The 15,603-nt window shown below is 67.6% G+C and carries 15 protein-coding genes; 13 read left to right on the forward strand and 2 right to left on the reverse strand.

Translation table 11 applies throughout. The features are described from left to right. Nucleotides 1-18 precede the first annotated feature (18 nt). The 11 genes from OC372_RS01820 (at nt 19) to OC372_RS01870 (ending at nt 12,197) form a co-directional block, all read left to right on the forward strand. Nucleotides 19-573, forward strand: coding sequence for a F0F1 ATP synthase subunit B (locus OC372_RS01820; protein ID WP_029261863.1), 555 nt, complete (start codon nt 19-21; stop codon nt 571-573). Next, nucleotides 573-1,364 (forward strand): F0F1 ATP synthase subunit delta, encoded by a 792-nt coding sequence (locus tag OC372_RS01825; RefSeq protein WP_029261862.1) that lies wholly within the window; start codon nt 573-575, stop codon nt 1,362-1,364. Before OC372_RS01820 ends, OC372_RS01825 begins: the two co-directional genes overlap by 1 nt. 47 nt (nt 1,365-1,411) lie before the next feature. Next, the gene (gene atpA, locus OC372_RS01830) at nt 1,412-3,052 is read left to right on the forward strand and encodes a F0F1 ATP synthase subunit alpha (RefSeq protein ID WP_029261861.1); all 1,641 of its coding nucleotides are present in this window, start codon (nt 1,412-1,414) and stop codon (nt 3,050-3,052) included. Nucleotides 3,053-3,071: 19 nt separating this feature from the next. Beyond that, nucleotides 3,072-3,968 carry a F0F1 ATP synthase subunit gamma gene (locus tag OC372_RS01835; RefSeq protein WP_029261860.1) on the forward strand — a complete coding sequence of 299 codons (897 nt, stop codon included), beginning with the start codon at nt 3,072-3,074 and terminating at the stop codon, nt 3,966-3,968. Nucleotides 3,969-3,989: 21 nt separating this feature from the next. Next, entirely contained in the window at nt 3,990-5,444 is a 1,455-nt protein-coding gene (atpD, locus tag OC372_RS01840) for a F0F1 ATP synthase subunit beta (protein WP_017830989.1), read from the forward strand. A gap of 2 nt (nt 5,445-5,446) precedes the next feature. Next, nucleotides 5,447-5,707, forward strand: a complete 261-nt coding sequence (locus OC372_RS01845; protein ID WP_017830988.1) for a F0F1 ATP synthase subunit epsilon — start codon at nt 5,447-5,449, stop codon at nt 5,705-5,707. Between the two features lie 75 nt (nt 5,708-5,782). Further along, on the forward strand, nt 5,783-6,529 hold the full coding sequence (locus OC372_RS01850; protein ID WP_105709732.1) for a YaaA family protein: 747 nt from the start codon (nt 5,783-5,785) through the stop codon (nt 6,527-6,529). A gap of 113 nt (nt 6,530-6,642) precedes the next feature. Next, nucleotides 6,643-7,449 carry a large exoprotein gene (locus tag OC372_RS01855; protein WP_262000763.1) on the forward strand — a complete coding sequence of 269 codons (807 nt, stop codon included), beginning with the start codon at nt 6,643-6,645 and terminating at the stop codon, nt 7,447-7,449. 89 nt (nt 7,450-7,538) lie between these two features. Next, nucleotides 7,539-8,522 (forward strand): aldo/keto reductase, encoded by a 984-nt coding sequence (locus tag OC372_RS01860; protein ID WP_262000764.1) that lies wholly within the window; start codon nt 7,539-7,541, stop codon nt 8,520-8,522. A gap of 81 nt (nt 8,523-8,603) precedes the next feature. Beyond that, nucleotides 8,604-9,401, forward strand: a complete 798-nt coding sequence (locus tag OC372_RS01865; RefSeq protein WP_262000765.1) for a PP2C family protein-serine/threonine phosphatase — start codon at nt 8,604-8,606, stop codon at nt 9,399-9,401. A gap of 57 nt (nt 9,402-9,458) precedes the next feature. Further along, on the forward strand, nt 9,459-12,197 hold the full coding sequence (locus OC372_RS01870; protein ID WP_262000766.1) for an FtsK/SpoIIIE domain-containing protein: 2,739 nt from the start codon (nt 9,459-9,461) through the stop codon (nt 12,195-12,197). Between the two features lie 50 nt (nt 12,198-12,247). Here the strand turns inward: OC372_RS01870 and OC372_RS01875 are convergent, their stop codons facing one another. Beyond that, complete coding sequence (locus OC372_RS01875) at nt 12,248-13,243, reverse strand: asparaginase (protein WP_262000767.1); 996 nt, start codon at nt 13,241-13,243, stop codon at nt 12,248-12,250. Nucleotides 13,244-13,310: 67 nt separating this feature from the next. On the opposite strand from OC372_RS01875, the gene OC372_RS01880 reads away from it, so the two are divergent. Beyond that, nucleotides 13,311-13,805, forward strand: coding sequence for an OsmC family protein (locus OC372_RS01880; RefSeq protein WP_029261852.1), 495 nt, complete (start codon nt 13,311-13,313; stop codon nt 13,803-13,805). Nucleotides 13,806-13,823: 18 nt separating this feature from the next. On the opposite strand, the gene OC372_RS01885 is transcribed toward OC372_RS01880, so the two are convergent. Continuing rightward, nucleotides 13,824-14,624: a lysophospholipid acyltransferase family protein gene (locus OC372_RS01885; RefSeq protein WP_262000768.1), complete on the reverse strand. Its 801-nt coding sequence runs from the start codon at nt 14,622-14,624 to the stop codon at nt 13,824-13,826. A gap of 123 nt (nt 14,625-14,747) precedes the next feature. On the opposite strand from OC372_RS01885, the gene OC372_RS01890 reads away from it, so the two are divergent. Beyond that, on the forward strand, nt 14,748-15,603 hold an 856-nt coding region (locus tag OC372_RS01890), incomplete at its 3' end, for an FKBP-type peptidyl-prolyl cis-trans isomerase (RefSeq protein WP_262000769.1).

Below are 15,603 nucleotides of genomic sequence, written 5' to 3' on the forward strand. Positions count from 1 at the left end.
ACTTCTGAAGGAGACAGGATGCTGAACGCTCTTGTCACGAACCTCGCAGCAGAGGGTGAGCCGAACAACCCCCTCATCCCTGCCTGGTACGACATCATCTGGTCGGGCCTCTGGTTCATCGTCATCCTCATCGTGGTCTGGAAGGTCGCCCTTCCCCGGCTCACGAAGATGCTCGACGAGCGGTCCGCCGCCATCGAGGGCAACATCGCCAAGGCCGACGAGGCGCAGAAGCAGGCGGAGGCGGCACTCGAGGAGTACACGCGTCAGCTCGCTGAGGCGCGTACCGAGGCCGGAGAGATCCGCGAGGCCGCCCGTGAGGACGGCAAGAAGATCGTCGCCGAGGCGAAGGATGCCGCGTCCACCGAGGCCGCACGCATCACCGCCACCGCGCACACGCAGATCGAGGCCGAGCGGCAGACCGCTCTCGTCTCGCTGCGCAGCGAGGTCGGAACGCTCGCCATCGACCTCGCCGGCGGCGTGGTCGGCGAGACGCTCTCCGACGACGCCCGTGCGACGGCTGTCGTCGACCGCTTCCTCGCCGACCTCGAGGCATCCGAGAAGGCGGCTCAGTAATGGGCAGCGCGACCACTCAGGCACTCGCGGCATCCATCCAGACGCTTGCCGCAGCGAAGGGCGTCACTCTCGACACCGCACGGGAGCTCCTCGCTGCCGCGCGTGCCGTGAGCGGGTCGTCTCAGCTGAGCGGCGCGCTTGCTGATCCCTCTGCTCCCGCCGCGGCACGACAGAACGTCGTCGCCGCGGTGTTCGGCGGGTTCTCCGCAGACGCTCAGAGCGTTCTGAAGACGGTCGTCGCGGAGCGCTGGTCCAACGCGGGTGAGCTCGTCGACGGTGTCGAGGAGCTCGCGATCCGCGCTGCTGCGATCGCCGAGCCGGGCGCGGACATCGAGGGGGAGCTCTTCAGCTTCTCCCGCGTGATCGCCGCCAACCCCGAGCTCGAACTCGCCCTGGGCAGCCGCCTCGGCGGAGAAGACGCCAAGGCTGCGCTCGTCGAGCGCCTCCTGGCCGAAGGCTCCACGAGCGCTGCGTCGACGCTGATCATCACGTCGCTCGTGCGTCAGCCGCGTGAGCGCCGCGTGCGGCGACTGCTGAACCGGGCGATGAGCATCGTCTCCAGCCAGCGCGGTCGCGTGGTCGCCACGGTGCACACCGCGGCTCCGCTCACCGATGCGCAGCGAGCACGTCTCAGTGACTCGCTGTCTCGTCGCTACGACGGCCAGGTGTCCCTCAACGTCGTCATCGACCCTGCCGTGGTCGGAGGTCTGCGTGTGCAGATCGCCGATGACGTCATCGACGGCAGCATCTCCGCACGACTCGCAGACCTTCGCCAGAAGCTCGCGGGCTAACACGACTTCGCGCGGGGAACCGCGCACCCAGATACAAAGGGAAGACAATGGCAGAACTATCGATCAGCCCCGACGTCATCCGTGACGCGCTGAAGGACTTCGCCGCAGCATACGAGCCCTCCGGGGCCGGGGCGACCGAGGTCGGCACCGTCATCGACGCCGCAGACGGCATCGCGCACGTCGAGGGACTTCCCGGCGTCATGGCGAACGAGCTCGTCATCTTCGCCGACGGCACCAAGGGACTCGCACAGAGCCTGAACGAGCACGAGATCGGTGTCGTCGTCCTCGGCGAGTTCACCGGTGTCGAGGCCGGCCAGGAAGTCACCCGCACGGGCGAGGTCCTCTCGGTCCCGGTCGGCGACGGCTACCTCGGCCGCGTGGTCGACCCGCTCGGTACCCCGATCGACGGCCTCGGCGCCATCGAGACGGAGAGCGTCCGCGCTCTCGAGCTGCAGGCGCCCGGCGTCATGCAGCGTAAGTCGGTGCACGAGCCGATGCAGACCGGCATCAAGGCGATCGACGCGATGATCCCCGTCGGCCGTGGCCAGCGTCAGCTGATCATCGGCGACCGCCAGACCGGCAAGACGGCCATCGCGATCGACACGATCATCAACCAGAAGGCCAACTGGGAGTCGGGCGACGTCAACAAGCAGGTCCGCTGCATCTACGTCGCCATCGGCCAGAAGGGCTCGACCATCGCTTCGGTGAAGGGCGCGCTCGAAGAGGCCGGAGCCCTGGAGTACACCACGATCGTCGCGGCTCCGGCATCCGACCCCGCCGGCTTCAAGTACCTCGCCCCCTACACGGGTTCGGCCATCGGTCAGCACTGGATGTACGGCGGCAAGCACGTCCTCATCATCTTCGATGACCTGTCGAAGCAGGCCGAGGCCTACCGTGCCGTGTCTCTGCTCCTTCGCCGTCCGCCGGGCCGCGAGGCATACCCGGGTGACGTCTTCTACCTGCACTCGCGCCTGCTCGAGCGTTGCGCGAAGCTGTCCGACGAGCTCGGCGCAGGTTCGATGACGGGTCTCCCGATCATCGAGACCAAGGCCAACGACGTCTCGGCATACATCCCGACCAACGTGATCTCGATCACCGACGGCCAGATCTTCCTCCAGTCCGACCTCTTCAACGCCAACCAGCGTCCGGCGGTCGACGTGGGTATCTCGGTCTCGCGAGTCGGTGGTGACGCGCAGGTCAAGTCGATCAAGAAGGTCTCCGGAACGCTGAAGCTGGAGCTCGCGCAGTACCGCTCCCTCGAGGCGTTCGCAATGTTCGCGTCCGACCTCGACGCGGCTTCGCGTCGTCAGCTCTCCCGTGGTGCGCGTCTGACCGAGCTGCTCAAGCAGCCGCAGTACTCCCCGTACCCCGTCGAGGAGCAGGTCGTCTCGATCTGGGCCGGAACGAACGGCAAGCTCGACACGATCGAGGTCTCGGATGTCCTGCGCTTCGAGCGCGAACTCCTGGACTACCTGCGTCGCAACACCAAGGTTCTCGAGACGCTCCGCGACACCAACGTCCTCGATGACGCCACGGTCGCCGAGCTCGAGAAGCAGACGGATGCCTTCATCCTGGAGTTCCAGGGTGGCAAGGGCGCCAGCATCGGCGCTCCCGGCCACGAGGAGCACGCTGCAGCCGAGGCTGAGGACGTCAACCAGGAGAAGATCGTCAAGGGTCGTCGCGCGTAACCGCGTGAGGTACTGACATATGGGCGCTCAACTCAGGGTCTACAAGCAGAAGATCTCTTCTGCTCAGACGACCAAGAAGATCACGAAGGCGATGGAACTCATCGCGGCTTCGCGCATCCAGAAGGCGATGGCACGCGTCAAGGCGTCCACACCCTTCGCGCGAGCCGTGACGAGGGCCGTGTCTGCCGTCGCGACGCACTCGAACGTGGATCACCCGCTGACCCGCGAGTCCGAGAACATCACCCGCTCCGCGGTCGTGATCTTCTCGTCGGACCGCGGTCTCGCCGGAGCCTTCAACTCGCAGATCCTCCGTGAGGGTCTCGAGGTGGCGGAGCTCCTGCGCGAGCAGGGCAAGGAGCCGGTCTTCTACCTCATCGGTCGCAAGGCCGTCGGATACTTCCAGTTCCGACGCCTCGCTGCCGCTGCGGAGTGGACCGGCGACACCGATACCCCGTCGTTCCACACCGCGGAGGAGATCTCCGCGACGCTGCTCGATTCCTTCTCCCGCGGGGGACAGGACGGCGGCGTCGACGAGATCCACCTCGTGTACAACCGTTTCGTCAGCATGATGACGCAGTCGCCCGAGTCCGTGCGTCTGCTCCCGCTGGAGATCACGGAAGCCGATGAGTCGGAAGCAGGTAACACCGTCTACCCGCTGTACGAGTTCGAGCCGGATGCCGAGACCGTTCTCGATGCGATCCTGCCGGTGTACATCCAGAGCCGCGTCTTCAACGCTCTCCTGCAGTCGTCTGCTGCCAAGCAGGCCGCGACGCAGAAGGCGATGAAGTCGGCCAGCGACAACGCCGACAAGCTCATCACCGACTACACCCGCCTGCGCAACAACGCGCGCCAGGCGGAGATCACGCAGCAGATCGCCGAGATCGTCGGCGGCGCCGACGCCCTCTCGAGCAAATAGACCATCAGGAAAGAGACGAAAATGACCCTCACCGCTCCGGCTGACCAGCCGGCGACCGCGGTCGTCGGGCGCGTCGCACGCGTCAACGGTCCGGTTGTCGACATCGAGTTCCCTCATGACTCGATCCCCGACATCTACAACGCGCTGAAGACCACGATCGCGATGGGCGAAGAGTCCACCGAGATCACGCTCGAGGTCGCACAGCACCTCGGCGACGACCTCGTCCGCGCCATCGCTCTGAACCCGACCGACGGCATCGTCCGCGGTCAGGAGGTCCGCGACACCGGTGAGGCCATCTCGGTCCCCGTCGGCGACGTGACCAAGGGCAAGGTGTTCAACGTCATCGGCGAGGTGCTCAACCTCGAGCCCGGTGAGACGATCGAGGTCACCGAGCGCTGGCCCATCCACCGCAAGGCGCCGAACTTCGACCAGCTCGAGTCCAAGACTCAGATGTTCGAGACCGGCATCAAGTCGATCGACCTCCTCACCCCGTACGTGCTGGGTGGAAAGATCGGCCTGTTCGGTGGTGCCGGTGTCGGCAAGACCGTCCTCATCCAGGAGATGATCCAGCGCGTCGCGCAGGACCACGGTGGTGTGTCTGTGTTCGCCGGTGTCGGTGAGCGCACCCGTGAGGGCAACGACCTCATCCACGAGATGGAAGAGGCGGGCGTCTTCGACAAGACCGCCCTGGTGTTCGGCCAGATGGACGAGCCGCCGGGAACGCGTCTGCGCGTCGCCCTGTCGGCCCTGACGATGGCGGAGTACTTCCGTGACGTGCAGAAGCAGGATGTGCTGCTCTTCATCGACAACATCTTCCGCTTCACGCAGGCCGGTTCCGAGGTCTCCACGCTGCTGGGCCGCATGCCCTCCGCCGTGGGTTACCAGCCGAACCTCGCCGACGAGATGGGTGTGCTCCAGGAGCGCATCACCTCGACGCGTGGTCACTCGATCACCTCGCTGCAGGCGATCTACGTGCCGGCCGATGACTACACCGACCCGGCTCCGGCGACGACGTTCGCCCACCTCGACGCGACGACCGAGCTCTCTCGTGAGATCGCCTCGAAGGGTCTGTACCCGGCCATCGACCCGCTGACCTCGACGTCGCGCATCATGGACCCCCGCTACTTGGGCGAGGACCACTACCGCGTCGCCACGACGGTCAAGCAGATCCTCCAGAAGAACAAGGAACTGCAGGAGATCATCGCCATCCTCGGTGTCGACGAGCTCTCCGAGGAAGACAAGATCGTCGTGTCGCGTGCACGTCGCATCCAGCAGTTCCTCTCGCAGAACACCTACATGGCGAAGAAGTTCACCGGTGTCGAGGGTTCGACCGTCCCGCTCAAGGAGACCATCGAGTCCTTCGATGCGATCACGCGCGGTGACTTCGACCACGTCGCCGAGCAGGCCTTCTTCAACGTCGGTGGCATCTCGGACGTCGAAGAGCAGTGGGCGAAGATCCAGAAGGAGAACGGCTGACCATGGCGCTCCACGTCAGCCTCGTCTCCGCGGATGCGGAGGTCTGGACGGGAGAGGCGAGCCTCGTGGTCGCCAAGACCGTCGAGGGCGAGATCGGCTTCATGACCGGTCATGAGCCGGTGCTGGCCATCCTCGCTGAGGGCCAGGTCCGCATCACGCAGTCGGATGGCACGAAGGTGCTGGCCAACGCGCAGGACGGGTTCCTCTCCATGGAGGGCGACACCCTGACGATCGTGGCCGGCAACGCGGCTCTCATCGCCTAGCATTTCCGTTTCGACGCGTCCGCCTCGGTGCCCCTCGGGTCCCGAGGCGGACGCGTCTGCATTCACCGAGGTTCCATGAAGATCCTGCTTCCGCCGTCGGAGACGAAGCGCGAGGGCGGTCATGATGTCCCGCTCGACATCGCCTCCCTCTCGCTGCCGTCGCTGAGTGCGCATCGATCCGCCGTGTTGGATGCCCTCGTCGACCTCGCAGCCGACGAAGAGGTCTCGCGACGCGTGCTCAAGTTGAGCGAGCGCCAGATGGGCGAGATCGCGCACAACCGGCGGCTGCGGACGGCGCCCACGATGCCCGCGATCGATCGATACACGGGCGTGCTCTTCGATGCGCTCGATGCACGCGGTCTCACCGCAGCGTCGCGTCGGTGGCTGGGGGAGCACGTCTGGATCCACAGTGCACCTCTCGGTCCCGTCGGTGCGCTGGACGCGGTGCCGACCTATCGCCTGGCCGCCGGGACTTCGCTGCCGCGCTTCCCTGCGTTGCGGAAGCACTGGGCGGAAGCCACGTCAGCGGCGATCGCGGAGGCGTCACCGTCCTTCGTGCTCGATCTGCGCAGTGAGGCGTATGTGGCGCTGGGGCCTGTGCCCGACACTGTGCCCTCCGCCTATGTCCGCGTCGTCACCGAGCACGGCCGGGCGTTGAACCACTTCAACAAGAAGTCCAAGGGGTTGCTCGTGCGTGCCCTCGCCGAAGATCGGCCCCGTGTGGCTTCCCTCCGCTCCCTCCGGCGCTGGGCCGAGAGCCGAGGCGTCGTGCTGCGTGACACGGAGCAACCGGGTGTTCTGGAGCTCGTCGTCCACGAGTGACCGCGCAAGTCCGCGCATGACCGCTTCCGCGTGGGTCTTTGCTCGCCTGTGGTCTCCCCGCTATGGTTGTCACGCGGCGCGACCCGTGCCGAATATTGGATCCGGAGGGGACCATGTACGACTATTACGACACAGGCTCGTTGGCCGTTTTCGGCATCCTGATCGTCTTCGGCTTCATCTTCGCGATAGCGGGGTACGTCCTCTCGTCGCTGTTCCTGATGAAGATCTTCGAGAAGGCCGGAGTCGAGGGTAAGTGGCGAGCATGGGTGCCCGTCTACAACGCCATGATCCTGGCGAAGCTCGGCGATGTGTCGCCGTGGGTGATGCTCGGTGCCATCGTGGTCAACATCATTCCGATCCTGAACTACATCTCGTGGATCGCCTATGTCGCGGTCATCGTGATCGTTGCCTGGCGCGTGGGTCTCAAGCTGCAGAAGGATGCCGTCTGGATCCTCCTGGGCCTGATCCCCGGTATCGGTGCCTTGATCTGGCTCGGCATCAACGCTTTCGACAAGTCGCGCTGGAACCCGAACATCGTTCCCGCGCCCTGGGCGAACAACGGATTCCTCGGTGACAACACGGTGTGGCAGGGCATCCCGGTTCAGCCCAAGCCCGCCGCCGCTGCTCCCGGATACGGCGCACCGCAGGGGTACGCCCCTCCGGCACCGCAGGGGTACGCCCCTCCGGCACCGCAGGGCTACGCCCCGCCCGCTCAGCCCGGCTACGCTCCGCCTGCAGGGCCTGCTGCTCCGGCCACGGGTGCGCCCGTCCCGTCGGTGCCGCCCACCACCCCGCCGGCACCTCCGGCGGCACCGCCGACCACTCCGCCCGCGCCGCCCACTGCACCGCCTGCGGCTCCGCCGGCACCGCCCGCTGCTCCGCCGGCACCGCCGAGCGATCCCACTCAGCCTCCGGCGTGATCATCTGACACAGAGCCCTCGACTTCGGTCGGGGGCTCTGTGCTGTCCTGGCTGGTCACCGTTCCGACGCGCCCGCTAACGTGGAGGGCATGGTCTTGTCTCAGCGCCGAGTGGGCGCTTCCGGTCTTCTCGTGTCATCCACCGGCCTCGGCTGCAACAACTTCGGTCGAGCGGGGACGGTGACCGAGACGCTCTCCGGCACGAGAGAGGTGATCGATGCGGCACTCGCCAACGGCATCACGTTCTTCGACACCGCTGACATGTACGGTGCGGTGGCCGGCGCGAGTGAGGCGCTGATGGGTGAAGCCCTCGAGGGGCGTCGAGACCGTGTGGTGCTGGCCACGAAGTTCGGCCAGGAACGGGACATGGGCTACGAGTTCCCCGCGGCCCGTGGTTCTCGCCGCTACGTCCGGCGGGCGGTGGAGGAGTCGCTGCGGCGGCTTCGAACCGACTGGATCGACCTGTACCAGCTGCATCTGCCGGACCCGGAGACGCCGATCGCCGAGACGACGGACGCCCTCGACGAGCTCGTGCGTGAAGGCAAGATCCGCTACTACGGGCACTCGAATTTCACCGGATGGCAGATCGCCGAAGCGGAGTTCACGTCCCGCGCGCGATCTTCGGGCAGATTCATCTCCGCACAGAACCACTACTCACTGCTCGCGCGCGCGGCCGAACGCGAGGTGCTGCCGGCCGTGGAGAGATACGCCCTGGGCTTCTTCCCGTACTTCCCGCTGCACAACGGACTCCTCACGGGCAAGTTCACGCGCGACGGGGGACCGGCCTCGAGCCGCATCATGTCCACGCGTCGCCATGTCTGGGAGAACGCGCCCTGGGATGCCATCGACACCTTCCGCGACTTCTGCGACGAGCGCGGCATAACGATGTTGGAGGCTTCCTTCGGTTGGCTTCTCTCGCGGCCGGCGGTCTCCAGCGTCATAGCCGGTGCGACGACACCCGAGCAGGTCGAAGCGAACGCGGCAGCGGGTGATTCGTGGCGTCCGAGTGTCGAAGACGAGAAGATCATCGACGAGCTGTTCCCTCTGCCGGCCGACCCGGGCGCCCGGGTGTGATCGCGGTGCGGGGGAGTTCTACTACGATGTGTGAGTATCCTGCGGACGCCCGACCCGTCGCAGATCCATCGGAGGCAGCACGTGGCTGAGACGAAGACGCATCGCGTCACGGTTGCGCAGCGCGCATTGCTGCTGTCCTGGGCAGGGGTCACCGATCTCGGTCGTCGTCGAGAGACGAATCAGGATGCGTTCCTGGCGGAGTTCCCCCTGTTCGTCGTCGCGGACGGCATGGGCGGCCACGCGGGTGGAGAGATCGCGAGCCGCAGCACGGTAGAGCGGCTTCAAGCCGTCGTCTCCGCGGGCGATGTCAACGGTCCTGCGATCGAGAAAGCGCTCGAACAGGCGGTGGGCGACATCGCCGACCACCCCGAAACGACCGACGAGGGCACCGGTACCACTCTCACCGGCGTCTTCTTCGCGATCACGGGCGATCACGCCCAGTGGGTGGCCCTGAACATCGGGGATTCCCGTGTCTACCTTCTTCGCGATGACCGCCTCGTCCAGGTCACGACAGATCATTCGGTCGTGCAGGAGCTGATCACGGCGGGCAAGCTCAGTCCAGAGGAGGCCGAAGGGCACCCGTACAGCAACGTGATCACGAGGGCGGTGGGTGCGAGCGAGCTCACGGCGCCGGACTACGTGACGATCGACGTGCGCGCCGGCGATCGATTCGTCATCTGCTCCGACGGGCTCACCAAGGAGCTCACCGATTACGGGATCCAGCACTTCCTCAGGGAGCACCGCGACCCGGGCCACAGTGTGGACGCCATGCTCGCCGCGGCGTTGGAGAATGGCGGGCGTGACAACGTGACACTCATCATCGTGCAGGTTGAAGACGAGGACGACTCGTCCTCCCCAATCGAAGACACGACGGAGTAGCCGCGGGGCGCTGTGGACAGCGCCGTTCTCCGGAAGGGCATGCGATCCACTGGACGCATGGAACCCCTCCCGATCGTGCTCCCGTCGGCCCCGGTGCCGTTGCGCCGTGCTCCACTCCCTTTCATGGCGGCGATCGTCCCGATAGCCGCAGGGGTCGTGCTCTGGCTGATCACCGGATCCGTGTTCGCGCTGTGCTTCGCCGCGCTGGGACCGTTGATGATCGTGGCATCGTTCGCGGACGCGGCGCGCAACCGGCGACGTGAACGTCGGCGCGACGCTGCGCAGTCCGAGCAGGACTGGGCGGCGGCCGCGGCCGAACTCGTACTCCGCCACCGGGAGGAGCGTGAGACCCGGTGGCTCCGCCACCCCGATACCGCGGCGAGTCTCCTGCAGACTCCCCTCCGTGGAGCGGAGTCGCCGGATAGCGCAACCGCCCTCGTGGTGGGGGCCGGGAGTGCGCCGAGCGGAATCCGGTGCAGCGGGGGCGAAGACGGTCGTGGTCGTGAGTTCCGCGAACGTTGCGGAGTGCTCGACGACGCCCCCATCGTCGTGCCGCTGGGCGGAGGAGTGTGTCTGCGCGGCGCGCGGCCGGTGATCGCCGCCGCGGCGCGCGCGCTCCTGCTGCAACTGAGTCTTCGCTTCAGCGCGGCGCAGCTGTCGCTCGTGGGCGCTGAACTCCGCGAGTGCGGGCTGGACGCGCTGCCGCATGCGCGGCGCGCGCGCAGGGGTGGCTTCCGTGTCGGGATCGGGTCGGGCGACGCGATCCGGATGGATGCCGATGCCGTGGTCTGGTTGGCGCCGGCCGACGCCGAGGTTCCGGCGGGGATCACGACGGTGATCGACATCATCGAACCAGGATGTGCCCGGCTGCGCACCCCTCAGGGCACCGCCGTCGTCTCCGTCGAGTGCGTCTCACTCGCACAAGCAGGGATCATCGCTCGCGAGCATGCGTCGGCGGCCGGCGAGATCGATGTGCTTCCCGACTCCGTCGTTCTGCACGAGCTGGAGCAGCCACGACCAGGCGGCGGTCTGGCCGCCGCCATCGGTCGGAACGAGCACGGACAGCTGGTCGTCGACATCGTCGAAGACGGTCCTCACGCCATCGTGACGGGAACGACGGGCACCGGCAAGAGCGAGCTTCTGGTCAGCTGGGTCACCGCCATCTCCGCGGTCTACGGGCCGGACCGAGTGACGTTCGTGCTCGCGGACTTCAAAGGGGGGACCGCATTCGAGCCGTTGCGCGGGTTGCGGCAGGTCGCAGCGGTCATCACGGATCTCGATGAGGGCGGTGCCCGGCGAGGCGTCTCCAGTCTGACCGCCGAGCTTCGCCGCCGGGAAGGCGTTCTCGCCGAAGCCGGTGCTCGGGACGTTCGAGAGGTGGGGATGCCACGGTTGGTCATCGTCGTCGATGAATTCGCGGCGCTGCTGGCGGAGCATCCCGACCTGGGGGCTGTCTTCACCGACGTCGCCGCACGGGGGCGGGCGCTGGGCATGCACCTCATCCTCGGCACACAACGCGCTGCCGGAGTCGTGAGGGATGCGCTGGCGGCCAACTGTCCGCTCCGAGTCAGTCTGCGGGTCGGGGATGCCGCGGACAGCAGGCTCATGATCGGAACGGACGCCGCGGCGGAACTCCCCGGCGGCGCGGAAGCGCGGGGTCTCGCTCTCGTTCGCCGTCCGGCCGACCCCGAGCCGTCGGCGATCCGCATCGCGCTGACGAGTCCCGCGGATCTGCGAGCGGTGGGGCTGCGGTGGGCGGCGGCCGATCCGCCCCGCAGCCCGTGGCTCGCCGCGCTTCCCACACGGATCCCGCTCGCGGACCTCGTCGCTTCTGCCGCGCTGGGTCCGGATGCCATCGTGCTCGGGCGAGCCGACGAACCCGCCCGCCAAGCTCAGCCACTCGAGCTTTTGCGCTGTGGGCAGGATCGAGGAATCGTGCTGCTGGGGGCGCCGGGGTCGGGCCGCTCCACCGCGTTGCGGGCCCTGGCTGCGCAGTGGCCTGATGCCGCGTGGGTGCCGAACGACCCAGAGGCGGCGTGGGACCTCCTCACGGCGTGGGCCGTGGGGAGTGAACGGATGCCGTCGCTCGTCCTCGGCGACGACATCGACGGGGTGCTCTCGACTCTTCCCCCCGAGTACGGTCAGCAATACACGCAACGGTGGGAGCAGCTTCTCCGCGGCCGCGGGGAGACGACCTTCGTGCTGGCGGCGACAAGGGCGGCGGGCCCGCCGGGACGACTGATCGATGCTCTGCCGCGACGAGCGCTGCTTCGGATGCCGAGCCGAGTGGAGCATCTCGCGGCCGGGGGAGAGGCCTCGTCATACATCCGCGACCGCTCTCCCGGCCGTGCCCACATCGGCGACCGCGAGGTGCAGCTGGCATGGGTCCCGGAAGGCGCGGGGGTTCCCCCGGCCCTCGTCACACCTCCGGCCTGGGCGCCGTCGTGCGCGATCACCGCCGTCGTCAGCGCCGGAGCTGCTTCGGTCGTAGAGATGCTGCGTGCGGCGCATCCGGGGTGCGAGGTCATCCCTGCCGGGGCGGAGCCGACACAGCGCGACCGTTCTTGTGTGGTCGTGGGAGACGCGGAGGTGTGGCAGCGCAACTGGCCGTTGTGGCAGCGCATCCGAGGGGAGGGCGAAGTGCTGATCCGTGCCGAGCAGCAGTCCGATCTCCGTCAGCTCGCGGGCGTGCGGGAACTCCCGCCGTACGCGCGCACCCACGCCGGCCGAGCCTGGTCCGTCCGTGGTGCCGGAGCGCCGCGTCGCGTCGTCCTTCCTGCACTGTCGCCGCGATGAGCAGTGAGAGTCTCGGCTGGGCTCGGCTCGGCTCGGTAATGACGGGTGCGTCAGATACCGGCGCCGGGACGGATCGCGCCGACGATCGAGCCGCCGCCCGAAACGGTGAGGGGGAGTGCCTCCGCCAGCATGGCGACCTCAGCGCTGCTCAGGCCCCCTGCGCGCTCGAGGAGCGTCGCCGCCACGATCGTCGACGCGCGCGTCGCGCCGTCCAGCATCTTCAATGCGACGGTCGTGCCGTTCGGGGCGACCATCACCATGACGCCTTCGGCGCCGTGCTTGGTGAAGACTCCGAGTTTCTCGATCGCGATCGTGTCGGGGCGGCCCGGTCCTTCGATCGTCCACGGGCTCTCTCGCACCGCCCGCACCAACGAACCGGCGACGCGATGAAGGGCGAAGGGCGAGCGGTCGGAGGCGGTGCCGATGCGGTGGATGCCCCGCGCGAGGGCGGTGAGCGTCATCGCGTGGACCGGCGCCCCGCACCCGTCGATCGCCGTGTGGGCGACCTTCTCGCCCGTGAGACGCTCGACGACGTCGCGAATGTGCACCTGCAGCGGATGCGCTGGGTCGAGATAGCCGGTGGTCGGCCAACCGGTCGCCACGCACGCACGCAGCATCGCGGCATGCTTTCCGGAGCAGTTCATCCGCACGCGCGTCGGCTCACCGTGCTCGCGGACGAGGTCATCGCGCGTCGCCGAATCACTCGGCCAGGACGCCGGGCACGCCAGGTCGTCCTCGGTCAGCCCGCCTTCGGTGAGGATGTCGCGAACGACGGAGGCGTGCCGGTCGGTGCCGACATGGCTCGCCGTGGAGATCGCGAGCTGTTCGCCCTCGAGCACCGCCCCTGCCGTGATGCAGGCCACCGCCTGCAGGGGCTTGAGGCTCGATCGGGGCAGGACCAACGCGTCGGGGTTGCCGTGGCGGGCGACGATGTCACCATCGGAAGAGAGCACGATCGCTGCGCCGGCGTGACGCGATTCGACGAATCCGCTCCGTTCGACGACGGCGAGTTCCACGGAATCCTGAACGGTGAGAGTCTCCAGCACCCGTCAACTCTAGCGCCGGGCACGCCATCGCTCACCTCGGGTCGGTGGCCCCTGGCAGACTGAGGACATGGCAGAGTCGACCCCCCGCGCCCTCGGCGAACATCACTACGCGCTCACCTCGGTCTGGACCGGAAACACCGGCACCGGGACGTCCGGCTACCGGGACTACCGCCGCGAAGTCACCATCGAAGTCGACGGCAAGCCGGAGCTGCTCGCATCGGCGGACAAGCCGTTCCGCGGCGATCCCTCGCGGTGGAATCCGGAAGACCTCCTGCTCGCCTCGCTCTCCGAGTGTCACCTGCTCTCGTACCTGCACGCGTGCGTGACGGCCGGGGTGGTCGTCGTCTCGTACCGCGACGACGCGAGCGGGATGATGCGCGAAGACGGCAAGGGCGGTGGGGCGTTCGTCGAGGTGATGCTGCGGCCCGAGGTCGTCGTGGCGGACGCGTCGATGATCGAGGCGGCCGAGCGCGCTCACGCGCAGGCGAACGAATGGTGCTTCATCGCGAACTCGATGAACTTCCCGGTGCGCCACGAGGCGACCGTCCGCGCCGTCGAGTGACTCAGCGCGGCACGGGCGTCAACGGCGCTCGTGTGGCAGGGCCTGCTTGATCTTCTCGATCGTGCCCTGCGCAGGAGCCTCGTTGTACGCTCCGGCGAGCTCCTGACCGGACAGACCGTGGATGGCTGCCATGATCTCGTCGGTCGCCAGGCGACGCGCACGCCCGCTGGTCGCAGGTCCGTGCGGCGACAGATCCAGCGGTGCGCCGAACCGGACCGTGATGCGCTCCTTGAGCGTCGGCATCTTCGCCCCGACCGGCATCACCTTGTCCGTCCCGATCAGCCCGACCGGCACGACGGGGGCGCCCGTCTGGAGCGCGAGGAACGCGACCCCGGTACGCCCCTTGTAGAGGCGGCCATCGGTGGAGCGCGTGCCCTCCGGGTAGAGCGCGACGGCGAGTCCCTCGTCGAGGAGCTGACGCTGCAGGTCGAGAGCATCCAGAGCCGCTTGGCCGGCACCGCGGCGCACGGGGATGGCACCGATCGACTCGAAGAAGGTCTTGCTCATCCAGCCCTGGAAGCCGGTGCCTTCGAAGTAGGTCGACTTCGCGAGGAAGTGCACGGGCCGGGGCGCGGCGACCGGGATCGCGATCGAGTCGATGAATGACAGGTGGTTGCTGGCGAAGATGACGGGCCCGGTCAGCGGAACGTTCTCGCGGCCCTCGATCTTCGGCCGGTAGACGAGCCGCGCCAGCGGAGTGATGAGGCTGCGTCCGAGGGTGTAGGCGAACCCGGCGTGACGGGGCTTGGCAGTCTCATCTGACGACGAGGATTCCTCTTCTGACGAGGATTCGGGCTCGACGGACTGCTCAGAGGTCATCAGAGCAGGTTACTCCCGGATCCATGCCGGCGTGGGAATGAAGAGTCGCGCCGTGCCTCCCAGCGGGGGCAAAGGGCTATACGGCAGGATGGAGGTTCCCACCCGCGATCCCGAGGTCTCACTGTGCGCAAGCGTCCGCTCATCGTTCTGTCCACCGTCGCCGCGGCGACTCTGCTGCTCGCAGGCTGCTCCGGCAGTTCCGCGCCGTCGAGCTCCGGTACGCCGAGCCCGACCGCGTCGAGTGAGTGCTTGCTGGACGCGCAGCCGGGCGAGACGTCTGACGCCGTCGTCGTCGAGGGAAAGGGCCTCGACGCGAAGGTCACCGTGCCCGCGGACGCGCCTTTCGCTGACGTCGAGCGCACCATCATCTCCGAGGGAGATGGTGACGAGGTCGTCGCGAACGACCTCGTGGGTGTGAAGTTCCAGATCGTCGATGCGGCGACGGGCGAGGTCGTCGACTCTTCCGCTCGCAGCGAGGGAGGAGAAGCCTCCGTCCTGCTCGACCAGAACAGTGCGTCACTGTTCATCGCAGCCCTCGAGTGCCAGCCGCTTGGTACTCAGGTGGTTCTCGCGCTTCCCGGAAAGGTCTTCGGAGAGGGTGGTACCGCCAAAGTCGTGTACGCCGAGGCTGTCGAGCAGCTCCCCGAGGTGGCGACCGGCAAGGACGTCGACCCGACCCCGGGCATGCCGACCGTCAAGCTCGATGACAACGGCAAGCCCTCCGTCAAGATCCCGGACGGGGACGCACCGACCGAGACGAAGGTCGCCGTCCTCAAACAGGGTGATGGGGCCACAGTGGGCTCCGGTGACCTCGTGGTTGTTCAGTACCTCGGCGTCAAGTGGTCGGACGGCAAGGAGTTCGATTCCAGCTGGAGCCGCGACGCCGCCCCGACGCAGTTCCAGACCACGGGTGTGGTCGCGGGCTTCCAGAAGGCGCTCGAGGGACAGAAGGTCGGGTCTCAGGTCGTCGTCGTGATGC

It is taken from the genome of Microbacterium sp. Mcb102, from assembly GCF_024519805.1.
Lineage (GTDB): Bacteria > Actinomycetota > Actinomycetes > Actinomycetales > Microbacteriaceae > Microbacterium.